Origin of the sequence: Apibacter sp. B3919, assembly GCF_026537405.1 — a bacterium.
GTDB lineage: Bacteria > Bacteroidota > Bacteroidia > Flavobacteriales > Weeksellaceae > Apibacter.
Genome location: NZ_JAFNMG010000005.1, coordinates 116134 through 143128, shown reverse-complemented (window position 1 = coordinate 143128; position 26995 = coordinate 116134). Strand labels below are relative to the sequence as shown.

Here is a 26995-nt window from a genome sequence, read left to right as displayed (position 1 = left end):
ATATGATTTTATAATTTTGCTAATTCCGAATCGATAAAATCCATTTGTTCTTTGCTGATTTTTACTTCAGCTGCTTTTGCATTTTGTTTTGCTTGTTCTGCATTTCTTGCACCGGCCAAGGCTATGGTAATCCCCGGTTGTTCAGCAGTCCATTTTAGTACTAACTGAGCCAGGGTTGCTCCTTGATCATCTGCTATATGTTTAATTTTAGCCAAGAAATCATCAATTCTTTTAATACTATCCGGTTGGTACATCTTCATGTCCCTTCTAGCATCACCTTCTTCAAATTTATGATCCGGTTTAATTTTTCCGGTTAATAATCCTCTTTCCATTGGACTATAAGCTAAGATAGACTTTTTATTTTTAATACAATAAGGAACTATATCTTTTTCTATTTTACGGTTTAACATACTATAAGGAACCTGATCGGAAAGTATTTTGCATGCTTTATTTGCTGCTTCAATTTGTGAAGTGGAGCAATTACAAACGGATGCATGACGTACTTTTCCTTGCTCGATTAATTTTGCAACTGCTTCAAACGTTTCTTCTATGGGTGTAACGGTTTCCGGCCAGTGCAGTTGATATAGATCTATATAATCGGTTCCTAAACGTTTTAAACTTTGTTCACATTCATAGATAACACTTTCCTTTCCAGCATATTTATATATATCGATATCTTTTCCTGAATTGTCTTTACTGTGCATGGCTAAATCTCCTTTAGCTAAATCCCAACGCATTCCAAATTTAGTTAAAATTTGAACTTTATCTCTAGGAATTCCTTTAATAGCTTCTCCTACTATAGATTCACTGGTTCCCTGTCCGTATATAGGAGCCGTATCGATAGATGTTATTCCTGCATCGTGAGCTGATTTGATTGCTTCAACGGCAACTTTTCTTTCTGTTCCTCCCCACATCCAGCCTCCGGCAGCCCAAGCTCCAAAAGTTATTACCGATAAAGATAAATCTGAATCGCCTATTTTTCTATGTTCCATGTTTTTTAGGTTTTTGATTAATTTTAATTATTGTTGTTATTTTTATCTTTTTAATCTTATCTTTTATAAGATTTATTTAAAATTATTAATGAAAATATTATACCAACGCAAGATTTTATAAACAAAAATTTTACTATTATCCAGTTTTTATAATTATTTTAAATATTCTATCTTTTCAATTCTGTTTCTCTAATTTTATTTCATATAAAAACCGTATTAAAATATTTTATCCACAATACAGTGAAAAATTTATCCATTCGTAACATATTACAAGTTAACTATTTATTCATAAATTATTTTTCTTTCTTTTATTATTCTTAATAGAGCCCGATAAATAATAAATGAATATAAAATAATTTATTTTTTTTATACATTTTGTTTTTATGACATTCTCATATTAAAATACTTATTACTTGTTTATTTTATTTTATTTATTAAAATTGAAGTTTTTTTTTGATAATATGTTAAGAATTCAATGAATGATTTTTAATAAAATTCTTTTAATTGTGTGTAAAAAATGAGGGTTATTTGATTTATTTTAATATTATAATTATATTTACCCTCTAAAAAAAATACCTTTTATGTCAACATTACGTTTTTATGCTTTAAAAAGGCTTCCTTATTTACAGCCTAAACATATAGAAATTCCAAAAAAATTATCTGAGCTATATTGCGAAAATGTCTTTTCAGAATCCACCATGCGTGAATATCTGACTAAAGAAGCTTATCAAAGCATTTTAGATGCGATAAAATATGGAAAGAAAATCACAAGAGAAATTGCAGATCAGGTTGCTGTTTCCATGAAAGAATGGGCTATGTCTAAAGGTGCTACCCATTATACTCATTGGTTTCAACCTTTAACGGGAGAGACAGCTGAAAAGCATGATTCTTTTTTTAATCCAATTGGAGAAGGTCGAGCCATTGAAAGATTCAGCGGTTCTTTATTAATTCAGCAAGAACCGGATGCTTCCAGCTTCCCTAATGGTGGAATACGTAATACATTCGAAGCAAGAGGTTATACCGCCTGGGATCCGACTTCACCTGCTTTCATTATTGATACAACCCTATGTATTCCTTCAATTTTTGTTTCTTATACCGGTGAGACTTTAGATTATAAAACTCCACTATTACGAGCATTACAATCGGTAGATGAAGCTGCTACTGAAGTGTGTCAAGCCTATTTCGATAAAAATGTAAGCAAAGTTTATTCTACTTTGGGTTGGGAACAAGAATATTTTTTAGTGGATTCTTCACTTTTTCAAACCCGTCCGGATTTGGTTTTAACGGGAAGAACTCTTCTAGGTCATGCCCCTGCTAAAGGACAGCAACTCGAAGACCATTATTTCGGATCTATTCCAACTCGCGTAAGAAATTTTATGAAAGAGTTGGAAATTGACTGTATGAGATTGGGTATACCTGTAACAACCAGACATAATGAAGTTGCTCCGAATCAATTTGAATTAGCTCCATTATTTGAAGAAGCTAACTTAGCGGTAGATCACAATTCATTATTAATGGATGTCATGAAAAAAGTAAGCCGCAGACACGGTTTAAGTATTTTATTTCATGAAAAACCATTTGATGGTGTTAACGGAAGCGGAAAACATAATAACTGGTCGCTTTCAACAGATACCGGAGAAAATTTATTGAGTCCCGGAAAGAATCCTAAGAAAAATCTCCAGTTCCTTACTTTTTTCATCAATACTATTAAGGCTGTTCATGACTATGGTGACTTACTACGTTCTTCGATTGCATCGGCAGGTAATGATCACAGGTTAGGTGCTAATGAAGCTCCACCTGCTATTATTTCAATATTTATTGGATCTCAGTTAACCGCTGTTTTAGATGAATTGGAAAAAGTTACTAAAGGAAAACTTTCTCCGGATGAAAAGACGGATTTAAAATTAAATATTGTCGGAAAAATCCCTGAACTATTACTTGACAATACAGACCGTAACAGAACTTCGCCTTTTGCATTTACCGGAAATAAATTCGAATTCAGAGCTGTCGGATCTCAAGCTAATTGTGGTGAGCCTATGACCGTTTTAAACACTATAATGGCTTATCAATTACAAAAATTCAAAAAAGAGGTTGATGAATTGATTGCTAAAGGTCTTAAAAAAGATGAAGCAATATTTAATATTCTTCGTGACTATATTACTGAATCAAGATCTATATTATTTGAAGGAGACGGTTATAGTGAAGATTGGGTAAAAGAAGCGGAAAAAAGAGGATTGGAAAATAAAAAAACTACGCCTGAGGCATTAAAATTTGAATTAAACAAAAAATATATTGAGCCATTTGAAAAGCTAAATATTTTATCTCATAAGGAAATTGAAGCCAGAAATGAAATCAAATTGGAAAAATATTCTAAAATGATCTCTATTGAAGCTAAAGTATTAGGAGATATGGCTCGTAATCACATTGTTCCTGTGGCTGTTGATTATCAAACTAAATTGATTGAAAATGCAAAAGGATTAAAAGATATTTTTGGGGAAAATGAAATGAAGTCCATGTGTAAAGAGCAATTGGATCTTATTAAAAATATTTCTTCTCATATTACAGAAATTAAAAGCGGGGTTGATAAATTGTTTAAAGAAAGAGACAAGGCGATCGCTATTTCAGATCCTGCTAAACAAGCTGAAACTTTTTGTAATAAAGTTAAACCTTTATTTGATAAGATCAGAGAACATTCTGATGCGTTGGAAATGCTAATAGACAACGAAATGTGGCCATTAACAAAATATAGAGAATTACTTTTTACATTAAGATAGGCGAAATTGATTTAATTTTCAATAGATATTTATTATAGAGAGGGTTGATGAATTATCAACCCTCTTTTTTAATCTTTTTCTAAATATTTCTCTTATAAAATTGTAAATATAAACCTCTATTTAAAAAAACTTTTTTCCTTTATTTATAATGATTATAAATTTCGTACTAGTCTTTAAAAGCGGTAAATATCATGTTTTATAAATCTATTAATATATAATTTTAGCGCTGTTAAATTTATAAAACTAGGCTTACTATATGGCAACACCGGATTTTAAGTATCAAGAAACTTTTGAACAAGGAAAAGATCTTACAGAATACTATTTACTAACTAAAGATTATATTTCAACCTCTACATTTGAAGGAAAAGAAATTCTTAAAATAGAACCGGAAGGTTTAACTCTTCTGGCTCAACATGCATTTCATAATGTTGAATTTTTACTTCGTCCGGAACATCAAAAACAAGTAGCAAGTATACTATCAGATCCGAATGCCAGTGAAAACGACAAGTTTGTGGCTCTTACTTTTTTACGAAATTCTGAAATCTCAGCTAAAGGAATTCTTCCTTTTTGTCAAGATACCGGAACAGCCATTATTATGGGAAAAAAGGGCCAACAGGTATGGACCGGAGGTAATGATGAAGAAGCTTTATCTAAGGGAGTATACAATACTTTTACATCTGATAATCTGCGTTATTCTCAAAATGCTCCTTTAGACTTATATAAAGAGGTGAATACAGGAACCAATCTTCCCGCTCAAATAGATTTATATGCTGTAAACGGACAGGAATATAAATTTTTATTTGTTGCAAAGGGAGGAGGTTCAGCAAATAAAACTTATTTATATCAAGAGACTAAAGCATTATTAAATCCCGATAAATTATTTCCTTTTTTAGTAGAAAAAATGAAATCGTTGGGTACTGCTGCTTGTCCTCCTTATCATATTGCTTTTGTAATTGGAGGAACATCGGCTGAAACTAACTTGAAAACAGTTAAGCTTGCTTCTACTAAATATTATGATAACTTGGCAACATCAGGAAATGAAGGCGGGCGTGCTTTTCGGGATCTTGAAATGGAAAAAAAGCTATTGAATGCCGCTCGAGAATTAGGGTTAGGCGCACAATTCGGGGGTAAATTTTTTGCACATGATATCAGGGTTATACGACTACCAAGACACGGAGCATCTTGTCCGGTTGGAATGGGTGTTTCTTGTTCTGCCGATCGAAATATTAAAGCAAAAATAAATAAAGACGGTATTTGGATTGAAAAATTGGAAGATAATCCTGCCCGACTAATTCCTGAACAATATCAAAAGGCAGGAGAAGCCGGAGGTGTTGCGATTGATTTAAATCGACCGATGAAAGAGATTCTTTCCGAATTGTCCCAATATCCTGTTTCTACTCGACTATCTTTAACCGGAACTATTATTGTAGGACGGGATATCGCTCATGCGAAACTGCAAGAAAAATTGGATAATGGAGAAGAGTTACCGCAATATATAAAAGATCATCCTATTTATTATGCCGGACCGGCTAAAACACCTGCCGGGTATGCTTCGGGATCTATGGGGCCCACTACTGCCGGAAGAATGGATTCTTATGTGGATTCTTTCCAATCCCATGGAGGCAGCTTAATTATGATTGCAAAAGGAAACAGAAGCCAACAGGTTACAGACGCTTGTCATAAATACGGCGGTTTTTATTTAGGAAGTATAGGGGGACCTGCTGCAATTCTTGCACAAACTAATATTAAACATTTAGAATGTTTGGAGTATCCCGAACTAGGAATGGAAGCTATTTGGAAAATAGAGGTTGAGAACTTTCCTGCTTTTATTCTCGTGGATGACAAGGGTAATGATTTCTTTCAACAGATAAAAAATACTTCGTGTAACTGCTAATTAATTTTATCTTTATATTTAAAAAGCAGCTTAATAATATAAGCTGCTTTTTATCTATATATAGATAAGATTAGTGTATGCTAATTGATTGTTTGATCTTCTATAAATGTGTTACTGTTTATCGATTTATCCTGTTTGAATTTTTGGAATTCTTCTAAATCATATACCGGGCATGCTCCTATGTGATTGGTTATAAATGCTCCTAAAGCAATTGCTTCTTTCATAGCATCTAAATTTGAGAACCCTTGAGCTCGTTTAGCTAAAAATCCGGCCAGAAAAGAATCACCACTACCGACTGTATCTTTAATTTCAACTTGTATAGCTTCTGAATATATATATTGATATTGATCACAATATACCGCTCCTTTACTTCCTTTGGTTACAATTAGTCCATCTAAAGAGAATGTTTTACGAACATATTTAACGGCATCTTCTTCGGATGTATATTCTTTCCCCACCCATTCTAACAAAAGCCTTAATTCTGCCTTATTCATCTTTACTAAATCGGCTTTTTTCATAAAATCGATAATCGATTCTTGAGAAATATATGGAGGTCGTAGATTGATGTCAAAAACTTTATATGGCGCAACTTCAATTAATTTTGACAAAGTGTTTTTGGATAAATTATTTCTGCTTCCTAAACTTCCAAATACAAATCCTTGTGAATTCTTTACTAAATTTTCATATTCATCTTTCCATTCTATAAAGTCCCAAGCTACGGGTTCTACAATGGTATAATGAGCTTCGTTATTTTTATCTATTTCTGCTATTACAGTACCTGTGTTGTATTTATCGCTTATCTGGCATTCTTCTGTCGGAATCGCTGCTTCTTGTACTTTGTTAAGCAATTCTCTGCCTAATTCATCATTTCCAACACAACTAATCATTCTTCCATCAACACCCATTTTATTAAGATGATATGCAACATTAAATGGAGCTCCTCCTATTTTCTTTCCTGATGGGAATATATCCCATAATATTTCTCCAAAACAAATGATGGGCTTCGTATTCATATTATTTTTCATTATGTATCTTATTAAGAAGATTGTTTTATTATTAATTTGGAGTTGTACACTCTCGGTTTGAATTTTAAATTTTTATCTTCAATCATGCCGGTAATTATTTCTACAGCTTCTTTGGATATTTCATACAAAGGTTGTTTTATATGGCTCACCGGTACTTTAAAGATGTCAAAGGCTTCTGATTCATCAAAGGTAATTAGTGCTAATTCGTCGGGTATTCTTATGTTTAACGTCATTAGCTTTTTAAGTCCTGCCAACGCTAATTTATTTGTTGCAAAAAATAAGGCATCAATGGCTTCTTCTTTTGATAGTAATTCATCTATAGCATGGGAAACTTCTATATCTATTTCCGCTTCATTAATGTATTTTATATTTTCTGACTTAATAGTTAAACCCCTATCCAACACAGCTCTTTTATAGCCATTTACTCTTTCATTTATATGAATTAATTCCGTTTGAAATGTTAGTATGCCTATGTTCTTTTTTCCTTTTTTTATTAAATGTTCTGTGGCTTGATAGGATGCTCCGTAATTATTAGTAGTAATTACGGGTATTTCCATATTATTATTAAAATATCTGTCTATTAAAACTATCGGAGCATTGGTTTTAGCTAAATCCAATATATACTTTTCTGAGCCTTCTACCGGTAGAATTATAAAACCATCTACCTGTCTGGTAAGAAAAATATCTATTAATTGCTGCAATTTTTCTGCGTTTTCATCGGAACTTCCAATTAATATTACATATCCTTTGCTGCTTATCTCATCTTCAATAATCCTTGCTATTTGAGAAGCAAACGGGTTGGCAATATCTGCAACCAACAAGGCAATGGTATGAGTTTTTTTGGCTTTGAGACTTCGCGCTATGCTATTGGGTCGGTAATTCAGTTCTTTAGCTGCATTTTTTATTTTTTCTGCTGTTAGTTTACTTATTCTATCGGTATGACGACCGTTCAAAACATATGAAACCAACGCAGTCGAAACTCCTGCTTTTAAAGCAACATCTTTAATTGAAACTCTTTTCATAGTAATTGTATTTTATAGCTTAGTCAATAAGCCCTAATTCTTTTTCAATTTGTTCTAAAGATTTTCCTTTGGTTTCCGGAATCCAAAATTTAACAAAAATAAAGGCAATTACAGTAAATATTCCAAAAATTCCAAATAATGCACTGTCTCCTAAATTTGCTCGTATAATTGGTGCAAAATATACAGTTAAAAATGTACAACCCCAGCTAACAGCAGTTGAAAAAGACATTGCTAATCCTTTAATTCTATTAGGATAAATTTCGGATATAATTACCCACATTACCGGAGCGAAGGATGCAGCAAAAAAGGAGATATATCCTAATAAGGCTATTAAAACTCCCATACTATTTTTTTCAGGTTGTAAGAAAGCATATGTCAAATATCCTAAAGAAACAGCCATTCCAAAAGCTCCCCATAATAAAAGAGTTTTACGACCTTTAGAATCCACTAATTTCAAGGCAACTATAGTCATTAATACATTTACAATTCCCACGATCATGGATTGAAGTAAAGCTGTATCTCCACCTACTCCGGCAGAACGGAAAATATCCGGTGCAAATATTAATACAGCATTTATACCGGTAATCTGCTGGAATGCAGCTATAAGGGTTCCTATTGCAACTATTTTGCCAGTCTTTCCGTTAAATAATTCTTTACTGCTGGCTTTTTCTTTGTTCTTTTCTGCATTTATGGATTTTTCCATTTCAGGAAGTTCGTTTTTCACATAACTATCTCCTCCTATTTTATTAAGAATTTCTACGGCTTCGTCTTTTTTCCCCTTAGCTAAGAGCCAGCGCGGACTTTCCGGAAATGAGAATACTAAATATAGTAAAAAAATGATTCCGAACAGGGCTGGAACTCCCAACATATACCTCCAACTTTCTTGACCTAAATTAATCAAGAAATAATCAAAAACATAGGCTAAAAAGATACCGATGGTTATTGCAAATTGATTGAATGATACCAACGTTCCTCTTTTATTGGCCGGGGAGATTTCTGAAATATACATGGGGCCTACTACTGAAGTAGCTCCTACGGCGAAACCGGAAAGAACCCTAAAAATAGTTAATCCTATAAAGCTGGTTGCAAAAGCACAACCTAAAGAAGAAATTATATATATAATTGCTGTAATGATCATAACATTTTTACGACCGTATTTTTCAGCAATACTGCCGGTGAAAAAAGCTCCAATTAAGCAACCAATCATTAAAAAACTGGCAACCATACCTAATCCGCTATCGCTTAAACTGAAATCTTGCTTTATGAGATCATTGGCTCCGGCAATTCCCGCCATATTTAAACCGAATAATAGACCTCCGTTTACTGCAACGAAAGTAATCCAATATAGATATTTTGTATTCATATTACATTTATGTTTGTGGTTTCATGCAGTAAAATTATATCATTTAACCGATTAAATGATTTTATTTGAAATGAGTTATATCATATTAAAGAATGATAATATTTTTATAGGTGTGGAGATTGATAGTACATAATTATACAACTTATTTTTTCAAATGATTCAAAAATAATTTTATTAAATGTAAACCAAAATGAATTCTTAAATTTAAATATTGTTAGGTTGAAAAAATGATTCTTTAACTTTAAAAAGATTTTTAGTTTAAAAAATATAAATCTTTTATCTTTCTTAATCTACCGTTTAAACGTTTAAACATTTGCTATAGATTTATATATACTTTATAATTCTTATATGTTAAAAACATCATACAATCTTACTTAAGAAAGCTATATAATCTTAACCTAATAATTCTTTGTACTAATCCAATATATTAATATAGGGGCTTATATCATTAAATTTAAACTAATTGTAATAGTTCGTTTTGCTTGGTTTGGATTTTCTAATTTTCTTAGGCGGATAATTCTTAAACAACAAATTAATTGATGAATTATAAAAGGAAGCTCTAGAAGCGGTAGAAGTATTAAAAGGTTTAGAATCGACAACTTTTGATGTCCAAACTAAATTTTTAGTTTTTGCATCATCAAAATCGATTTTAAACGAATAATTAACAATTTTACTATTATTTTTTATGGGTATATCTACATTAGTACCTAATCCAAACCAGCCACTTCCTCCTCCAATTCCTAAATTGACCGAACTGTTGGCAGGGTGTGTAAGTTGGGTATAAACTTCCACGGCTACATATACATCGGGGTTATCAACATCTTTTATTAAACCTTTGGAAAGCAACACCGCATCCAGGTTTTTCATAAAATTGGTACTGTCTATTTTATTATTAAGTTTTACTTTATTATCTGCATAATAATTATAGGTTTTTACTGTAGAAAAATTATATCCTGAATCATAATCTACTGATAGATTATTGGTTTGACATGAAAGCAATGTAATTAGTAAAATAAATAACAGCCAATGTGATTTCATATATTTATATAATTTACATTCAACATAAGTAACAAATTTACTAATATTTTAGTCATATTTTACTTGCCTATCTAAATTATGTCTCTTTTATGTGATTGTTATCAGGTTTACGTTATTTTATCTCAAAACTCTACTTCCTTGTTATAATTTTACACCTGTTAATTAATACTTCTTTATGACTGATACTTCAATTGAAATAAAATTTGTAAGTGAAGTTATTTCAGATATTGCTATAAGCCTTATCATGAATGGTGCTAATACTTCGCGAACATTAAAAAATACGCAAAGAATAGCCGGGGCTCTTGGTTATGAAGCTGATTTATTTTTTTCGTTATCAGGCGTTGTACTTAGTGTGAGAGATAAGAAAACTCATGTTATGCATACTATAGTTCGTGCTATACCTCATATTGGAGTAAATTTTGAAATTGTTTCCGAGATCAGCATATTATCATGGAGAGTGATCCATGAACAAATGGATGTGAATGCCGTTAATGAACAATTTAATTCTATAAAGAAAATTAATCATTACCCAAAACCCGCCATTTGGTTTTTTGTAGGTCTTGCCGGAGCCAGTTTATGCAGAATTCTTAATGGTAGTTGGATTGAATTTTTTATTACTTTCCTTGCGACTGTTTTGGGAATCCTTTCCAGACAGTTTTTAACTCAAAAAAAATTCAACATTTTTATAATTTTTACTATTGCTTCTTTTACTGCCGTATCTGTGGTGAATATTTTTAGATTAATCACCGGTCTTGATCTTAAAAGTGCTTTTGCTGCCAGTGTTTTATTTTTAATACCGGGTGTGCCTTTAATTAATTCTTTCATAGATATTTTAGAAGGATATGTTACACAAGGTATTGCCAGGGGAATACACGGATCAATGTTAATTTTTGTTATCGCTATGGGCCTATTTTTATCATTATTTTTATTTGGATATGGATTTAATTAATTTTTTTACCGTTTGTGAGAATGTAACTATTTGGGAAAAAATATTTTGGTCTATGTGGGTATCCATAGGCTTTGCCGTTATATTTAGAACGCCTTACCGTTCGATGTGGGTGGTGGCTTTGTTAGGAGCTATGGGGTTTAGCTGCAGAGCTGTTTTATTACATTATTTCGTAAATCAAATTGTATTTTCAAGTTTTGCAGCTGCCAGCTTAGTAGGTATATCCGGCGTATATTTCGCTCACAGAGTACACACCCCTCCTATTGTATTTACGATTCCCGCTGTCATTAATATTATTCCCGGTAAAATGGGCTATGAGTTTATGATTTCTTTGATCGAGGTTATGACTTTAAAAGAGGGGGAACCTCTGCAATTTAATTATTTAGTTGAAATGCTTGAAAAAGCTACTCGTACGGGCTTTACTTTATTATCACTTGCATTTGGTGTTGTTTTTCCTTTATTAATTTTTAAAACCAGATCAGTTAAACAAACTAATCTTAATCAATTATTATTTAATAAACTGGTTCATATTAAGAAGAAAAATGAATAAATGATATGTTAAACAAATTGATAGTCTTATGATATAAAAGATTATTTAACTGATTATATTTAATTTATCTCCATATAATTGAGTAATAAAGTAAGTGAAATTCAACAATTAAATTATTTAATTAATTAGTTTTTGTTAGTTTAATAATATTTAGTAAAAAAACAATCATATAAAACTATATGATTGTTTTTTTTACTAACTTTTTATTTTATTTTTTAATTATCTTTTAATTTTATTAAAGATTATCTCAATTAATTTTAAAGGATTCATTATTAATTGAATAATTTTTAGCTTAGTTAAAAACAAACATACTAAAGTAATTGTTATAGCAGCTAAAATATCAACTAAAAGTGGTATATGACTGAAATGTTTTGTAACTATCCCCCAATATACAGGATATACAATCATAATATGTAATAAAAGGATGCCCAAACTAGCGGAACCAAATTTATAGAAGGTATCCGGGATAATATTAAAAAATGCTGCTGAACTGAATATGGCAAAAACAAGAAAAATCAACCTTTGAATCAATCCATCGGTAATGGTAGGAAATACACTATAGGAATATCCTCCAAATGTGGTGAATGCATGATAGCTAGTTCCATATAAACATACCCAGATACCAAATATTGTAAAAAATAATACGGAATATATTTTTTTAATATTTTTTATTCTAGACCATATATCTTGTGGGGCATAATATCCAACAAAAAAATGAGGTATAAAAACCAAGATTCTTAATGCAGAAACATAATCAGGATGTAAGATAGGATCTATCTTAATGAATCCAACAGCTAAAGAAATAGCAATTGAAATTAGTAAGCTTGCCCATGCAGATATATTAAATTTTTTTATTAGTATTATAAAATATCTCCAAAGAATTAATCCCGCAAGATACCAGAGCGGGCCTATGGGTAAAAGTATATATCGTACGATATTGAAATGACCTGCAGCCATGGAGGGGATTGAATAAAAAAGCTGAAATAGATAATATACTAAAACAAAGCCTAAGATGAATTTTTTAAACTTATCCCATGTTAAATTTTTTGAGAAGTAACCTGAAATGATTATAAATAAGGGTATAGTAAAGGTTGAAGAAAAAATGTAAATCAAAAGTTTGATTTTAGATGTAAATAAATCATATTCACAGGTATGTGCTAATACTACAAAAAATATTAAAATGAACTTAGCGGAATCTAAAGATTTATTCCTTTCCATAAAAAAATAAAATTACTTAATAATAAACTATTTGTATAATAAATTTAATTTAAAATATAACGATCTGTTTATAAATATATAGAGATCCAACTTTTAATAATAAATTTCAATATTCTTAAAATTTATAAAAATCTTCAACTTCATATAAATAAATAATTACTTTATTTATCAGCATTTCCAAAGGTTGAAAGCTTCTATTTTTTATAAAAATTGGTCAAATATACATATAAAATGTTAATGCAATTCATACAATAATCATGAGTGAAAAGTAATGATAAAAATCACTTAAACAAATAAAAATCAAAAAAATGTTTATTTTATATTAATAAAATATATTTTTTTATATAAAATTTAGAACTAATCATACTATGGGTTATATTTATTTTTATATAAGATCATCACCAATTGTTGTTTAATTCTTTTTTCCTCAAAACTCCTATCTTTTCTCAAAAAATATAGTGGCAACAAAGTATTGGAGGAAACCAAATTAATTATACCAACCTTGAACCTATTGAAGTGGTGGGTAATAATTCCTTTTTACCGGATTATATATCCGGTGCATACAACCATGCAGTAGCAAGTAGTCAATATGGAAGATATAGTCCTTATAAGCCGGATGCATTTAGTTTCAGCTTGGGATTTTCTTTTCAAGGAATCTTTGGAGAAGCAAACTTAAGTATTGGAATTGCAGTAGCCAACGGTGATGCGGATTTAGTTGTGGGAACTGGAGGTGGTATGGGAATAAAACCGAGCATTCCGGGGGTAAAAACCGGGGCTCAATTGGCTTTTCATGACAACTATGGGGATAATAAAGATGTTTTAAAAGGTTTTTCCGGAACGGATGTTAGCTGGGGAGGATCCTTTTTGGTGGGAGGTGTTTATTCAACGTCTGTATTTAATGAAGATGGTAAACTTAAATATGATCCAAGCGGAGTACGAACTATTGGAATAAATGCCGGATTGGGGTTCGGAGCGGGTGTTGCTGTTTCTAAATCCGAAACTTTTTAGATTAAGCAATGGTATTCGTCAGTTAAGTAATTGGTTTAACAATAAATAGATAATGAAAAAGATAATTATTTTATTATTGGGAATTAGTCTATTAAGTTCTTGTTTAAAAATTGATTGTGAAAAAAATGCTGATTTACATAGAGATGAAGAATGCATTATGATCTTAGAGAAAGAACCCTCAACAAGTCAAGCTTATTTAGATTTATATGGAGCGGATATGAATACAGGAAAACCCTGTCATTGTAAAGATAACAGTCGTTGGTGGTCAACATTTAGTGATAATATGTCTGTAGGAGATACGTTAATTAAACGAAAAGGGGAATTAGTTTTTTATATTCATAAAAAAGAAACTATTGTAAGTTTCCCTTGGAGATGTGAGGGTAAAGTGTATCAATAAATTTTATTACTTCTATTTTAAAAAGGGTTTTTTATGCGCTTTTATAATTAATTAAAAATGATTTTAAACAAATTTATAGTATTAATTTGTATTTTCTTACTATTTAATTGTACAAAAGAAAAGAATATATTAGTAATTAATAAGGATAATAAACAGATTCAGTATTTTGATAATAAAGGAAATGTTTATAAAATAGAAAATTATAAAAATGATTCTGTTGATTTTACTACTTATTTATTAAATAAAAAAGATAGTACTATTTTTAAAGATGACCCTTTTATATCTGTACTTGAGGATAAAGGAAATCATATTTTTTTATCTAAATTTTATAATAAGTACAATCTTAGTTTACATTCCATGGGAACTTTATTAGATTTAGGAAAAAAAAGAAAAAGTGAGGATTTTTTACCAATTGATACCTGGATTATTTTTGATAAAGGTAAATTATCTCAATACTATTATTTTTATTTGACCACTTCCGGTAGTTTGTTACTTACGCAAATTATAAGCTATAAACATGACGAAAGTATTGATTTATCTCAAAGTAATTATATAAAAATATCAAAAGAAGCGGGTGAAATTTATTTAAACCTACATTCTTGTTGCTATGATGCAAGATATTTATTTATAGGTGAAAATAAAGTTACATCGATTTCTAAGAATAAATGGTTCATCGATCCTAAATACTATAATAATAGTAGTATTGAAGGGTATATTTTGTTAAATCCTAAAAAAGGATCTCCTATCTTAAGATCAATAGCCATAGGGCAAGTTCCTAGTCTTAAGCAAAGCGATACTTTATATTTTTATGAAAAAATAAAGTGATAGTAATTATTGTTTAATGAAAAAGATAATTATTTTATTAACGGGAATTAGTCTATTAAGTTCTTGTTTAAAAATTGATTGTGAAAAAAATGCTGATTTACATAGGATGAAGAATGCATTATGATCTTAGAGAAAGAACCCTCAACAAGTCAAGCTTATTTAGATTTCAATAATGAATGAAAATAAAGAATAATAGGAAGGTTTCTTATATAAAAACCCTCATAATTCTATATGAGGGTTATAATTTTGTAGCGAGGAGCAGACTTGAACTGCCGACCTTTGGGTTATGAATCCAACGCTCTAACCACCTGAGCTACCTCGCCAATTAATTCGAGGTGCAAATATAACGGGATTTCATTAATTTACAAAATTATTTAATAGTAAAAGCCGATTTTTAACTTTCTGCTTTAGGTAAAAATATTTCTGCTAACATACATCGTACACCACCACCGCCGTATTTTTCAATTGTGGGAATATCAAATACCAATATTTGACTGTATTTATTTATGGCATTAATTTGACCTGCATTCAAGGATTGGTAGGCTGTATTGGACATTACTAAAAATCTTTCTTTTTTATCGTTTTCCAGTTGTAAGGTATTTCCTAAAAAATGATTCATTTGTTCTTCTGAAATGATAATTACCTCCTTTTTCGTAGTTTGTAAAAAGTCTATTACTAGTTTTCTTTCTTTTACATCTTGGATAGATTCTTTACAAATTATGGCGAAATCTTCTGCCACGCTCATCATTACATTGGTATGATACACCGGGTATCTTTTACCATTTTTTTCTTGTGTAGAATGAAAAACTACAGGTGAGAATTCCAAATCTTCACAAAACTCTATAAAAAGTTCTTCGTTGGTTCTTTCTGAAATGGCAGCATAGGCGATTTCATTAGTACGATCCAATACCATGCTTCCGGTTCCTTCTAAAAAAATATCTTCCTCTTCAGCCCGGCTGTAATCTATTATTTCATTAATTATAAATCCTTCCTTCTCTATACTATCCAATATATCTTCTCTTCTTTCTACTCTTCTATTTTCAGCATACATAGGATACAGCACTACTTTACCGTCTGAATGAAAAGAAATCCAGTTATTTGGAAAAATTGAATCCGGTGTATGCGGTTGATCCGTATCTTTAACAACCAAAACATTTATTCCGAATTTTCTAAGTTTTTCAACCATATTTCTGAATTCTTCCTTTGCTTTTTCTTGAATAGATTCTACGGAAACCGAATCGTTTTGTTGGAAGAAATTATTTTTTGCTGTTTGATAATTATACCCAAAGGAAACGGGTTCTATCATCAATACGGTATTTGTTATCTGCTTATTACTCATTTGTACGTATTAAAGGTAAAGTGGAACATCTTAGAAGGCCTCCCATTTTTGATATTTCATGGTATGGAACTTTTTCTACTTTTATATTCCATTCGTTTTCCATAAAATTATTAAGTCTTTCAAATTTATTTTCCGAAATAACCACTTCCGGTGAAATGGAAAATACATTAGTATTCATGTAATACAATTCTTCGTCCGTTACTTCAAAGACATTATTTGTGCCAAAAAAATCAAGTAAGAAATGATAGTCTTTTTCATTTGCAAAACCTCCTTTGTAAAGAATAGCTTTATCTTTTCCAACAGGCATAAAGGTGCAATCGAGATGTAAAATTCCGTTTCTCGGGTTTTTATCATCTTTTTTTAACGGTAAATTTATAAAGGTTTTATTAGGAAATAAATCTTTTAAGTAATCTATAGCATATTGGTTTGTTCTCGCTGTTTTAATATTCGCAAAGTCTTTTCCTTCATAAGCTCCGCAAAAAACAACATCGTTGTGAGGTATAATATCCCCTCCTTCAACTTTTGCTTTTTTAGGAAGATTATAAATATTCTGAAAATATATGGATTTGAATATTTCTTTATAAGCATAGAGTTCTTCTGCTCTATCTGCAATCATATTAGATATAATGATCTTATCTTCTATAACAAAGGCTACATCTCTTGCAAATACTTGGTTATAATCTTTTAAAATTTCGGGAGATAAAACCGTAACATCATATTTTTGAAGGGCTTTTTTAAATTCCTTCATTTCGTGTATTACGTCTTCTTCTATAGGGTAACTGTTGTTTTTTACATTTTCATAAGACTTTGCATCATAAGTTTCATTTAGTTCCGGTGTTTTTCCCATAGAACAGGGTTGACCCAGAACAACCACTTTCAGCTTTGATGTTTCATTTTTTATGTTGAGCTGCATAATATTTCATCTAGTTAATTGATTAAAAAAAATCAAAGTTAGTTCAAATTTACAGAAAATTTATTTTTAAGGAGTTTTACTTTATGTTAACGGGCTTTATTCGCCTAATTTAGTTTTTATTAGCTTCCAAAATTTTTTCATATTGGTGTATGATCTTATCTTTTGAAAATCTATTTATTATGGAATTTTTTATACGATTTTTATCGTATTTCTTATTTAATGTTATTTTTATCTCCTCTGCAAAATTTTTATGATCTTCAATGGAAATAATTCTTCCATTGACATTTTCTTCAATTATTTCATTGATTCCCCCTTTACAATTATTTGCTAATGAAAATGTTCCGGTTGCTCCTGCTTCTAACAATACATTGGGAAAACCTTCATATCTGGAAGAGAGGATAAATAAATCTGCATTTTTAAAATATGGATAGGGATTAGTTATTTTTCCTAAAAATTTTACATTCTTAATTTGTAAAGAATCTTTTAATTCTATCAATTTTTCTTTATCGTCTCCCTCTCCTATGATATATAAAAATATATTTTCTTTTTTTAGGTATGAAAAAACTTTTAATAGATTGTCAAAGCCTTTACGATAGGAAAGATTGCCGATAGCCACTACATTTTTAAAGCCTTCGAAAAATGGAAAATTCATAAGTTCGAGTGATTTTGCTTCAACTGCATCTACATCCACCGGATTATTGATTTTTATAATCTTTTTCTCACGTATTTTTAAGTTGTTTATAAGATCATATTTCATATCATCACTCTGTGCAATGACGGTATCAAAATTATTATAAAAACGATAAAAAAATCTTATTTCCGGTCGGGTTACATGTTGAGAAACTATATTGGTTTCTCTTGCTATAAAACGTATTTTCGGAAAAAAGGGTATTATGGGGGCTAAATAGGCCGATACTTCACCCCATCCGCCAAAAACAATATCGGGTTTTAATGTTCTAAGTACCTTAATTATGGGAAAAAATGCATTTCTTATTCGAGACGTTTTTATATCTATAATTTCAATATTTTTATCTAAAAGCTCAAGATAATATCCTTCTTTTCTCATTAGAAGGAGCTTTGGATTAAATTTATTTTTATCCAAATTATTTATAAGCAAAGTAATTATTCTTTCTGCCCCGCCCATATTTAAATCCGGAAGTATAAATAGTATGGTTTTCATTTACACTTTATTGTTAATATATCCTTCGGTTGCTTTTTCATTGGGTTGTATTTGAGCTACATTTCCAATTACAATTGAATTATCGGGAATATCTTGCGTAACATAGGCATTGGGCGCGATCAAAACATTATTTCCTATTTTTATATTGCCCACAAGTACTGCATTAGTACCTATCCATACTTCATCTCCTATAACAGGTACTCCTGCTTTTTTGCCTCTGTTCGTTTTTCCTATAGTAACTCCTGTAGCTATATTGCAGTTTTTGCCAATTTTTACTTTGGGATTTATGATAACTGTTCCCCAATGACCGAGGTAAAAGCCTTCTCCAATTTGTGTTTCCGGATATATCTGAAATCCATATTTAGTTTGGTAATGATATAAAATCAATCGATATAAAGTTCCTAATATCGATTTTTTTGGATATACGGACGCTTTTCTTAAAAAATATATATACCGAAAATTGGGATTTATTAGAGCTTTGCCTAAAAATTTCCCCGGCCATTTTCCATATATTCTGAAATAATCTTTTTGTATTAAAGAGTTTGACATTTTATAAATTGTCTAAAATAGTTGTTAATCGGGATACAGCATTTTCTAATGTAAAGGGCAATTCCTTGTCGTTCATTTCTTGTATATATTTTTGGGTGATCTCGGGTTGTGTTAAAAATTGTTTCATTCCGGTATAAATCCCTTCTTTAGAATTTTCAACGATTTTTCCTAATTTACCCTCTTGTAATATTTCGCTGACTCCGGAAACATCCGTAGCTATTATCGGCTTTTTCAACGTTAGTGCTTCAAATAAAACGGTTGGATATCCTTCATATCGTGAGGATAAAATAAAATAATCGGCATTTTTAAAAAATGGATAGGGATTTTCTTGATAACCTACCATTTTTACTGTATCATCCAAATTCAAAGATTTAACCAAAGCATGGATATTTTTAAAATCATACCCATCTCCTACTATATAAATTTTATGCTTATATCCTTCTTGTAAAAGCCTTTTATGCATTTTTATAAGTCGGTCAAAACCTTTCTGTGGAAAAACTGTACCAACAGCTACAAAAATCTTTTCATTCTTTTCTTTCGTAAAAGTAAAGTTAATATCTTCTTCTGATTTTTTTATAATTTCTTGGGAATCAATTGGATTATAAATTCTAATTAGTTTTTCTCTGTCCTCTCGGGTTGTGGCTAATTTTTCGAATCCGGATTTAATCTTTTCAGATATTACCCAAATTTTATCTGCTTTAAAAAAATTACTTAATTTTTTGTTTGTATATTCTGATATGCTAAACAAATCATTATGAACCCAAACTACTTTTTTTGAAGTTTTTATTGGACTATTTAAAACTTCTTCCAACAGTCTGTGATTGGCAATTAGCTCTATATCATAATGTTGTTTTTTTAAAATAAATTTATAAAGTGCTTTAGGAAATAATTTCAACAGTACTTCATAGGATCTTCTAAAAGCTTTAACGGGTATTTCCCACGGTTTGTTTGTTGTTATCATTTCTCCTTTATGTAGATGATATACTGAGACCCAAGAGGGAACGTCTTTTAAATATTTTCCTGATTTAAGATTTAACAACAGATCTATTTCATACTTATTTTCGGGTAAATTTTTTAAAAATGTTATTAAAACTTTTTCAGCTCCTCCATGACGTAAGGATCCTATTCTAATAAGTATTTTCTTTTTATTCATCTTAACTTTAAAAAATTTTTTAATTCATTTGAAAGTTTTTTTTCAATGAATTGAAAGAGTATAAATGAAAATAATATGATGCTTAATATCATTAAAATGTAGAAAAAATAATTAAATAAATCATTATTAAATATTCCCGGAAAAATATTAAAATGATTCATTAATAGATTTGGTATAAACGGATGAAATAAATATAAAGAATATGATATATTTCCTAAGAAATAAAGGGCATTTAGATTTATTTTTATTTGAGAAAAATCAAAATTAATTACGCTATATACGATGAATGTAAAAAAAAGTAATAAACTTATTTTATTATTTATTTTAATATAATTGAATAAAAATAAAATCAATATAAACATTGATACTGTAAACAATGTTAATGAAATTTGAGAATTATTTATTATAATTTTTTTTCTAAATAATCCTAATAAAACTCCTACTAAAAAGTAATTTAGCTGAAAGCTGGAAATCATATTCATATAACTATTTTGATATTTAAAATGTTGTAAACTTATAAATATCAAAAAAAATATAAGCAAAACTATATATTTATAATGCCCAAATAATAAGCTTATTGCAAATATCAAGTAAAAAAACATTTCATAGTTTAAAGACCATCCTAAATATAAAATAGGTAGTTCATTATAAGGAATAAACATTATGGATTTTATTATTTTAATAAATACATTCCAATTAAAAGAATCAATAAATATAATATACCAAATAATTGTTAATATAGTATATAAAGGAACAATTCTAATTATTCTTTTCTTTATAAATAATTTTGAATACTTATATTGACTTTGTAAATAATTATCTTTTGTGGTATATATCATTATAAATCCACTAATTATAAAAAATAATTCTACTCCATACACTCCTTTTCCAAATAAAAAATTTCCTAACTCACTATTATCATTTAAATTAATCCAATAACGTGTATGAAATCCACATACAAGTAATGATGCTAAACCTCTTAAACATTGAACATAGTATAATAATTTCTTATTTTCCATTTTTGACTTTAGTTAGTTTTTATCTAAAAGAATTTTCCATGTTGAAATAACGTTGTCCTTTTTCCACTTTTTAGATTCTTCATAAGAAGATTTATTTAATTTTTTTAACAACTCTTCATCAGTTATTAATAATTGAAGCTTATTTGTAAAATCTTCTTTATTATGATGCTTTATAAGAAAACCATTTTTATTATTTACTATTGAAGCAGGACCAAATTCACAATCATAAGAAATCAAAATATTGCTACAAAACATAGATTCAACCAGTACCAGACCAAAAGCCTCAGATTCTGATGCTAATACTAATATTTTACTTTTTTTCATATAATTACAGACCTCTTCTTTAGTTTTATTACCCAATATCTCTATATGTGAATTAGGGTGATCTTTTACATAATTTTCTAAATAAGTTTTTTCAGTTCCTTCTCCGATTATTTTAAAATTCCACCCTTCTTTTTCTTTTAAATTAGAATATATTTCCACCAGTTGCCTTATATTTTTTTCAGGGTGTAGCCGTCCGACAAATAAAATGGTATTTTCTTTTTCTTCACAACATATAAATGGCATATTCTCAAAAGGATCACCTATGAGGTTATAGATTAAATAGCTGTTAGGATTTATCTTTTTATAATGTCCCTCGGATTCTTTATTTATATAAATAATTCCTTTTAAATTCTTGTAATACGGTCGCATAAGGGTATTCCAAAAAAAACCTCCCATCTTATAGTTTATGTGTTCCCACGCCCATGTTTTCTTATTTATTCCTTTCATGGTGGACAACATGCTTGAAAGAGTATACCTGCAAGAAACTATGGTATCATAATTCTGATGGTTTTTTTTTAACCATTTTTTTAATAGGCAATATACCCCGTATTGGTAAATATAATTTTTAATGTTTTGTTTCTTTGGCAACCACGAAAAGTATTTGTTAATTAGTACCATTGCCTGAAATGATTTTGTATTTCCAAAAGAATTTAAAACCACTGACTTAATTTTAGGGTTTAAATCGTATAGAAATACCTCATTTCCATCCAAACATAAAACCGTTATATCGAACTTAGTACATAGTTCATTCATTATATTAGTTAAAACGGTTTGTACTCCTCCGGATTTACCTAGTGAATAGGTTATAAACAATAACTTTTTCATTTTTTTATTACAGCTATCTTTTATTTATAAAATAATATATATAGCTAAATGGCAATGTTAAAACACTCATAGTCTTAATTAAAGGATTTTTAATGTCTGCGATATTTGACACTAAAGATTTTTTATTTAAAAAGGAATAAAATTGAAATCCGATTAAATTTCTAAACAAAGTTTTAGGATATGAAAATAACTGATAGCTATAATTGTTTAGCATGGCTTTATATCCCTCTCTTAATCCGAAAATATTTTTGCCCTTCCAACGGGTATTGGAAACCGATTCTGAATCGTTATCGTCTTTATGATAAGTACGAATTATCTTATTAATAAATTTTGTTTTTAACCCTTTTGCATCGTAAATGGTAAAGAAAACACTTTGAGGAATATAGCCTTTATTTTCATAAATTAAATAATCAAATTTATCCAATTCTCTTTGATAACTCTTTGTTATAAAAATACCATTTTTATCTCCCTTTACTTTGTACTTATACCTCATTTCTAAAATAGAACCAATAAATCCGTTTTCAGGGAAATAACTTCCTACTAAATTTCCTTCCGTATCTGCTGAATGTCCAATTACTCCAATATATTGATCTTGGTTTTCAATACTGCAAACTTCTTCATACAATATTTCAAATGAATTTTCAGGCCAACTATCATCTGAATCGATAATTACAAAATAAGGTGTTTTTACCTTCTTAATTCCTTCAAATACGGTAATAAATTTATGACGATTTTTTCCTTTATAGTATTCTATAGGAATACTATTTTCATCTATATATTTTTGCACCAACTGACTGGTCGAATCCGTAGAACCATCATCCATAATTATCCACATAAATTGTTTGAATGATTGTTTTTTTAGTGATTCATAGACTCTATCGAGCGTATGAGCCCTATTATAAGTGGGTGTTATTACTGTTATTACGGAATTTTTTTCCATTCATTGATTTTTTTACTTTGTTAACAGCTTTTCTATTTCTTTATATATAGGAACTGGTGAGAAAATTTCTTTACAATTTTTATTATTTTCGATAAAGAATTGCACTTTTTTTGGGTCATACAACAGGGTTTTCATTGCTTCATATAGGGCTTGTTCATTCTTACTTGGAATGAAAATACCGTTTTCTTGGTCTACCATCATTTCTCTAATTCCTCCAACATCGGTGGTTATAATCGGCTTTTCCAATATAAGGCTTTCCGCAATAACTAAAGGATACGCTTCTGAAAATGAAGGAAGGATAAAATAATCTGCTTCTTTAATCAACGGGTAGGGATTACTATGTTCTCCCAAAAATATAAATGTTTCTTCTATACGATATTCTTTTACTTTTTTTAGTAATTCTTCTTTATATTCTCCCTCTCCAACGAGATATATTTTATGATATAATCCATCATCAATAAGCTTTTTATGGGCTTCAATTAAAAGTTGATAGCCTTTACCCGGTTTTATTCTTCCAACTGATATAAATGATTGTATTGAATCATTTTTGTGTGAACTGATTTTTATAGTTGGTTTCAGCTTGGATTTAGCTATGATATCATCAACCTCTATTGGATTATAAATAATCTTAGCATTTGCAGCAATCTGATCATTAAAACTTTTTGCACTTTGCATCGTTTGTTGTGAAACATAAACCATGGTATTAAATCTCAAAAATTTCGCTACAAATTTCTCTTTATTTCCATTTATGGTAATATTTTTTATATCACCATGCATCCAACCTATTTTTTTGGATTTTAGATTTGGACTGTTTAAAACATCATCGTAATTATAATGGAAAAAAGCTATTTCAACATCTTTATCATAGAGTTTTAGGTTTTTATATAATAATCGAGGAAATTTTGAATACAATTTTAATTTTGCAGCCCTAGTGATTAATTGAAATTTTTTTATAAAAGAATTTGAATTCATAAATTCTCTTCCTTTTCCTATATATTGAACTTTAATGGATTCCGGTATTTCTTTAATTAATTCTCCTTGATATAGATTCAACAATAAAGTAACATCAAAAATATTCTTATCTAAATGATTTAAAATATTTAGTAAGACTTTTTGAACACCTCCGGTTTCCATGGATCGGATTCTAAAAAGAATTTTAATTTTCTTTACTTCTTCCATTTATATAAGTAACATATAATATATAGTTAAATCTATTTTTAATATTTTTTAATTATTTATTTTAATCGCTATATCTCAATTAATAGTTATAAATTTTAAATTCATTTTTATGAATAGTACCATCTTTCCTTTTAAAATAGATTTTAAAAATAAATGTAATACTAAGTATATTTTTAAGTAAATCTAAAAAAAACTTACCAATTCTTTCTATTTTATTATTACTTATATAAATTACATGTTTTTAATATATTTGCTATTATGAAATTTTGTAAAAAATACTTACTATTTTTTATTTTACTAATAGGAAATTTATTTTACGGTATAAATAGAGATTCAACTTTTATATCAATTCAGGATTCTTTAAATCGTAGACCCAAAGTAGGTTTAGTTCTTAGTGGCGGAGGTGCCAAAGGGTTCGCTCATGTGGAAGTTATAGAGGCTATTGAAAAAGCAGGAATTAAAATTGATTATATAAGCGGAACCAGTATGGGTGCCATAGTAGGTTCATTATATGCTGCAGGATATTCTCCTAAAGAAATGAGAAATATCATTAGAAGCATTGATTTTAACGAACTTTTTTTACAGGACAGAAATCGAAATTTTATTCCTTTTTTTGATAAATCTTACAGAGAAAAATATATTTTAACTTTACCTATTTCTAATTTTAAAGTAGTTTTTCCATCAGCTTTAAGTAAGGGACAAGGACCTTTAATGCTTTTAACTAATTTATTGTACAATGTTCATGATATTCATGATTATTCTAAACTACCGATACCTTTCTTATGCATAGCAACTAATTTAGAAACCGGTGACGAAGAGCAAATGGAAAAAGGTTTTCTTCCTCTCAGTGTTTTGGCAAGTGGTGCTTATCCTTCTCTTATAGAACCGGTTAAAATTGATGATAAAACCTTAATTGACGGTGGAATTGTAAATAATTTTCCTTCCCGAGCGTTACGAGATAAAGGAATGGATATCATAATTGGAGTTGATTTAGGTAATGGTTTACAAAAAGCGAATGAAATTAAATCAATATTAAATATTATTAGTCAAATTATTAGCTATCGTATCAATATTAAAACGGATTTCGAACGAAGTTATGTAGATTTATTAATTCGACCTGATGTAAAGAATTATGAGGTAACCGATTTTGATAAAAAGGATTCCATTTTGCATAAAGGAAAACTAGCCGGAGAAAAGGCGTTTCCTGAGCTATTAAAAATTGCAAAATTACAAGGTTTTGATACTATCAATAGACCGAGAATACAGGAACTACCTTCAGAAAGAAATTTATTTATTACTAAACTTTCCATTATTGGTAATTCTTCTAAAGATTCTGTTTATATAAAAAGAAAATTAGGTTTGAAATTACCTCAAAATACATCTATTACCAAATTAGATAAAGGAATTTCTGCTTTATATTCTACGGGAAATTATAATCGGGTTTTTTATGAGCTTTCTTCCGAAAATTTTGATGAAAATCAACAAGTTAACTTATATCTGGATAAAAAAGATAATAATTCCATAAAATTTGGAATCCATTACGATGATGTGTATAAAACTTCTCTTTTAGCTAATGTTACATTAAATAAGCTTATATTAAATAATTCCAATTTATCTATTGATGTAATTTTCGGAAATAATTTCAGAACTAATATAAATTATTATATTGATAATGGAATATTACCAAGTATTGGATCTAATACAACTTTTAATTCTTTTAATTTTAATTATTCCGATATAAAAAGAAGTGAATATTCGTTTAATCGTATTCGATACTTTAATCAACAACTTTATCTACAGTCAACCTTAAATGAAAAATATGCCGTTGGTACCGGTATAGAATATAGTTATATGCGCATCTCACCCTTTTCCTACGATCGAATTAACGAAGTAGATCACAAAAATTTTAATAAGGACGAGAGTTTTTTTTATAATCCTTATTTTTATATAAAGGCCGATACGAGAGATAACTCTAACTTTCCTTTTAAAGGTTTTAAACTAGATGCCTCTGCTAAATATATATTTTATTCTAATGCTCCTAATTTTGAAAAATTTTCCACAATTAAAACTCAATTAAGTTATTCAATCCCTTTCGGGCATCGATTGGCTTTAGAAAATCAACATTTTTTAGGAGTATCTTTTAATACGCCTTCTTTACAATACAAATATTTTAACGGTGGCTATTTTGAACAAGATTTTTTAAATTTCAGTAAATTTTTAGGATTACCATTTGCCTATAAATCCGGCGATCAACTATTCTCATTATATTCTTCTTTAAACTATAAAATCTTAAAAAATCATTATGTGAAAATTTATGCAGACATGGCTAACGTTGAAGATGAATTTAACGATATAAGATATTTTAAATACAAATATTTTAGTTATGGAGTGGGATATGGATATGACAGTCCTTTTGGACCTATTAACTTATTATACACATTTTCTACCAATCAAAACAAAGGTGTATTTAGTGTTGGTTTAGGATATTGGTTTTAACAAAATAGTTACCTATCATTTTTTTC

Annotated in this window: 23 protein-coding genes and 1 tRNA gene; 8 read left to right on the top strand and 16 right to left on the bottom strand. The window is 29.3% G+C overall.

The annotated features are described in order from the left end of the window. Positions 1-8 precede the first annotated feature (8 nt). Positions 9-992, bottom strand: a complete 984-nt coding sequence (locus tag J3U20_RS09090; RefSeq protein ID WP_105296448.1) for an aldo/keto reductase — start codon at positions 990-992, stop codon at positions 9-11. A 581-nt stretch (positions 993-1573) separates the two neighbouring features. Between J3U20_RS09090 and J3U20_RS09085 the strand changes: the two genes are divergently transcribed. Beyond that, positions 1574-3766, top strand: coding sequence for a glutamine synthetase III (locus tag J3U20_RS09085; RefSeq protein WP_160542964.1), 2193 nt, complete (start codon positions 1574-1576; stop codon positions 3764-3766). A 256-nt stretch (positions 3767-4022) separates the two neighbouring features. After that, positions 4023-5660: a fumarate hydratase gene (locus tag J3U20_RS09080; RefSeq protein WP_160542963.1), complete on the top strand. Its 1638-nt coding sequence runs from the start codon at positions 4023-4025 to the stop codon at positions 5658-5660. 80 nt (positions 5661-5740) lie between these two features. Here J3U20_RS09080 and J3U20_RS09075 read toward each other — a convergent pair whose 3' ends face one another. The 4 genes from J3U20_RS09075 to J3U20_RS09060 form a co-directional block, all read right to left on the bottom strand. Continuing rightward, a complete protein-coding gene (locus J3U20_RS09075; protein WP_160542962.1) occupies positions 5741-6685 on the bottom strand; it encodes a carbohydrate kinase family protein in 945 nt (314 codons plus the stop codon). 11 nt (positions 6686-6696) lie between these two features. After that, positions 6697-7707: a LacI family DNA-binding transcriptional regulator gene (locus J3U20_RS09070; protein ID WP_160542961.1), complete on the bottom strand. Its 1011-nt coding sequence runs from the start codon at positions 7705-7707 to the stop codon at positions 6697-6699. Between the two features lie 19 nt (positions 7708-7726). Continuing rightward, positions 7727-9070 (bottom strand): sugar porter family MFS transporter, encoded by a 1344-nt coding sequence (locus J3U20_RS09065; RefSeq protein ID WP_160542960.1) that lies wholly within the window; start codon positions 9068-9070, stop codon positions 7727-7729. 459 nt (positions 9071-9529) lie between these two features. Beyond that, positions 9530-10108: a DUF4136 domain-containing protein gene (locus tag J3U20_RS09060; RefSeq protein ID WP_160542959.1), complete on the bottom strand. Its 579-nt coding sequence runs from the start codon at positions 10106-10108 to the stop codon at positions 9530-9532. A 175-nt stretch (positions 10109-10283) separates the two neighbouring features. Between J3U20_RS09060 and J3U20_RS09055 the strand changes: the two genes are divergently transcribed. Both J3U20_RS09055 and J3U20_RS09050 read left to right on the top strand, forming a co-directional pair. Beyond that, on the top strand, positions 10284-11057 hold the full coding sequence (locus tag J3U20_RS09055) for a threonine/serine ThrE exporter family protein (RefSeq protein WP_160542958.1): 774 nt from the start codon (positions 10284-10286) through the stop codon (positions 11055-11057). Continuing rightward, entirely contained in the window at positions 11044-11604 is a 561-nt protein-coding gene (locus J3U20_RS09050) for a threonine/serine exporter family protein (protein ID WP_105296456.1), read from the top strand. Before J3U20_RS09055 ends, J3U20_RS09050 begins: the two co-directional genes overlap by 14 nt. Positions 11605-11823: 219 nt before the next feature. Here the strand turns inward: J3U20_RS09050 and J3U20_RS09045 are convergent, their stop codons facing one another. Beyond that, on the bottom strand, positions 11824-12822 hold the full coding sequence (locus tag J3U20_RS09045; protein ID WP_160542957.1) for an acyltransferase family protein: 999 nt from the start codon (positions 12820-12822) through the stop codon (positions 11824-11826). Between the two features lie 519 nt (positions 12823-13341). Here J3U20_RS09045 and J3U20_RS09040 point away from each other — a divergent pair. The 3 genes from J3U20_RS09040 to J3U20_RS09030 are packed head-to-tail and all read left to right on the top strand — an operon-like array spanning position 13342 to position 15052. Further along, positions 13342-13830 (top strand): hypothetical protein, encoded by a 489-nt coding sequence (locus J3U20_RS09040; RefSeq protein WP_160542956.1) that lies wholly within the window; start codon positions 13342-13344, stop codon positions 13828-13830. 52 nt (positions 13831-13882) lie between these two features. Further along, a complete protein-coding gene (locus J3U20_RS09035; protein WP_160542955.1) occupies positions 13883-14227 on the top strand; it encodes a hypothetical protein in 345 nt (114 codons plus the stop codon). A gap of 57 nt (positions 14228-14284) precedes the next feature. Next, positions 14285-15052: a hypothetical protein gene (locus J3U20_RS09030; RefSeq protein ID WP_160542954.1), complete on the top strand. Its 768-nt coding sequence runs from the start codon at positions 14285-14287 to the stop codon at positions 15050-15052. A 249-nt stretch (positions 15053-15301) separates the two neighbouring features. On the opposite strand, the gene J3U20_RS09025 is transcribed toward J3U20_RS09030, so the two are convergent. The 10 genes from J3U20_RS09025 to J3U20_RS08985 form a co-directional block, all read right to left on the bottom strand. Then, a tRNA-Met gene (locus J3U20_RS09025) sits at positions 15302-15375 on the bottom strand. Between the two features lie 71 nt (positions 15376-15446). After that, entirely contained in the window at positions 15447-16391 is a 945-nt protein-coding gene (gene ctlX, locus J3U20_RS09020) for a citrulline utilization hydrolase CtlX (RefSeq protein WP_220233715.1), read from the bottom strand. Then, complete coding sequence (locus tag J3U20_RS09015) at positions 16384-17304, bottom strand: dimethylarginine dimethylaminohydrolase family protein (RefSeq protein WP_160542953.1); 921 nt, start codon at positions 17302-17304, stop codon at positions 16384-16386. The genes ctlX and J3U20_RS09015 overlap by 8 nt, the downstream gene beginning before the upstream one ends. A gap of 109 nt (positions 17305-17413) precedes the next feature. After that, positions 17414-18484, bottom strand: a complete 1071-nt coding sequence (locus J3U20_RS09010) for a glycosyltransferase (RefSeq protein WP_160542952.1) — start codon at positions 18482-18484, stop codon at positions 17414-17416. Further along, positions 18485-19033: a serine acetyltransferase gene (locus tag J3U20_RS09005; RefSeq protein ID WP_160542951.1), complete on the bottom strand. Its 549-nt coding sequence runs from the start codon at positions 19031-19033 to the stop codon at positions 18485-18487. Between the two features lies 1 nt (position 19034). After that, positions 19035-20186 (bottom strand): glycosyltransferase, encoded by a 1152-nt coding sequence (locus J3U20_RS09000; RefSeq protein ID WP_160542950.1) that lies wholly within the window; start codon positions 20184-20186, stop codon positions 19035-19037. Then, entirely contained in the window at positions 20183-21205 is a 1023-nt protein-coding gene (locus J3U20_RS10100) for an acyltransferase family protein (RefSeq protein ID WP_160542949.1), read from the bottom strand. The genes J3U20_RS09000 and J3U20_RS10100 overlap by 4 nt, the downstream gene beginning before the upstream one ends. Positions 21206-21217: 12 nt before the next feature. Then, complete coding sequence (locus J3U20_RS08995) at positions 21218-22354, bottom strand: glycosyltransferase (RefSeq protein ID WP_160542948.1); 1137 nt, start codon at positions 22352-22354, stop codon at positions 21218-21220. Positions 22355-22367: 13 nt separating this feature from the next. Continuing rightward, on the bottom strand, positions 22368-23294 hold the full coding sequence (locus J3U20_RS08990) for a glycosyltransferase family A protein (RefSeq protein WP_160542947.1): 927 nt from the start codon (positions 23292-23294) through the stop codon (positions 22368-22370). 12 nt (positions 23295-23306) lie between these two features. Continuing rightward, on the bottom strand, positions 23307-24473 hold the full coding sequence (locus J3U20_RS08985) for a glycosyltransferase (RefSeq protein ID WP_160542946.1): 1167 nt from the start codon (positions 24471-24473) through the stop codon (positions 23307-23309). A gap of 258 nt (positions 24474-24731) precedes the next feature. Here J3U20_RS08985 and J3U20_RS08980 point away from each other — a divergent pair, with 258 nt between their 5' ends. Next, positions 24732-26969, top strand: a complete 2238-nt coding sequence (locus J3U20_RS08980; RefSeq protein ID WP_160542945.1) for a patatin-like phospholipase family protein — start codon at positions 24732-24734, stop codon at positions 26967-26969. Positions 26970-26995: the final 26 nt, after the last annotated feature.

Coding starts and splice junctions, on each gene's coding strand:
- J3U20_RS09015 (WP_160542953.1), bottom strand. CDS start 17,304: ATGCAGCTCAACATAAAAAATGAAACATCAAAGCTGAAAGTGGTTGTT.
- J3U20_RS09075 (WP_160542962.1), bottom strand. CDS start 6,685: ATGAAAAATAATATGAATACGAAGCCCATCATTTGTTTTGGAGAAATA.
- J3U20_RS09090 (WP_105296448.1), bottom strand. CDS start 992: ATGGAACATAGAAAAATAGGCGATTCAGATTTATCTTTATCGGTAATA.
- J3U20_RS10100 (WP_160542949.1), bottom strand. CDS start 21,205: ATGGAAAATAAGAAATTATTATACTATGTTCAATGTTTAAGAGGTTTA.
- J3U20_RS09060 (WP_160542959.1), bottom strand. CDS start 10,108: ATGAAATCACATTGGCTGTTATTTATTTTACTAATTACATTGCTTTCA.
- J3U20_RS09030 (WP_160542954.1), top strand. CDS start 14,285: ATGATTTTAAACAAATTTATAGTATTAATTTGTATTTTCTTACTATTT.
- J3U20_RS09010 (WP_160542952.1), bottom strand. CDS start 18,484: ATGAAAACCATACTATTTATACTTCCGGATTTAAATATGGGCGGGGCA.
- J3U20_RS08985 (WP_160542946.1), bottom strand. CDS start 24,473: ATGGAAGAAGTAAAGAAAATTAAAATTCTTTTTAGAATCCGATCCATG.
- J3U20_RS09085 (WP_160542964.1), top strand. CDS start 1,574: ATGTCAACATTACGTTTTTATGCTTTAAAAAGGCTTCCTTATTTACAG.
- J3U20_RS09050 (WP_105296456.1), top strand. CDS start 11,044: ATGGATTTAATTAATTTTTTTACCGTTTGTGAGAATGTAACTATTTGG.
- J3U20_RS08995 (WP_160542948.1), bottom strand. CDS start 22,354: ATGAAAAAGTTATTGTTTATAACCTATTCACTAGGTAAATCCGGAGGA.
- ctlX (WP_220233715.1), bottom strand. CDS start 16,391: ATGAGTAATAAGCAGATAACAAATACCGTATTGATGATAGAACCCGTT.
- J3U20_RS09080 (WP_160542963.1), top strand. CDS start 4,023: ATGGCAACACCGGATTTTAAGTATCAAGAAACTTTTGAACAAGGAAAA.
- J3U20_RS09000 (WP_160542950.1), bottom strand. CDS start 20,186: ATGAATAAAAAGAAAATACTTATTAGAATAGGATCCTTACGTCATGGA.
- J3U20_RS09035 (WP_160542955.1), top strand. CDS start 13,883: ATGAAAAAGATAATTATTTTATTATTGGGAATTAGTCTATTAAGTTCT.
- J3U20_RS09055 (WP_160542958.1), top strand. CDS start 10,284: ATGACTGATACTTCAATTGAAATAAAATTTGTAAGTGAAGTTATTTCA.
- J3U20_RS08980 (WP_160542945.1), top strand. CDS start 24,732: ATGAAATTTTGTAAAAAATACTTACTATTTTTTATTTTACTAATAGGA.
- J3U20_RS09070 (WP_160542961.1), bottom strand. CDS start 7,707: ATGAAAAGAGTTTCAATTAAAGATGTTGCTTTAAAAGCAGGAGTTTCG.
- J3U20_RS09065 (WP_160542960.1), bottom strand. CDS start 9,070: ATGAATACAAAATATCTATATTGGATTACTTTCGTTGCAGTAAACGGA.
- J3U20_RS09045 (WP_160542957.1), bottom strand. CDS start 12,822: ATGGAAAGGAATAAATCTTTAGATTCCGCTAAGTTCATTTTAATATTT.
- J3U20_RS08990 (WP_160542947.1), bottom strand. CDS start 23,294: ATGGAAAAAAATTCCGTAATAACAGTAATAACACCCACTTATAATAGG.
- J3U20_RS09005 (WP_160542951.1), bottom strand. CDS start 19,033: ATGTCAAACTCTTTAATACAAAAAGATTATTTCAGAATATATGGAAAA.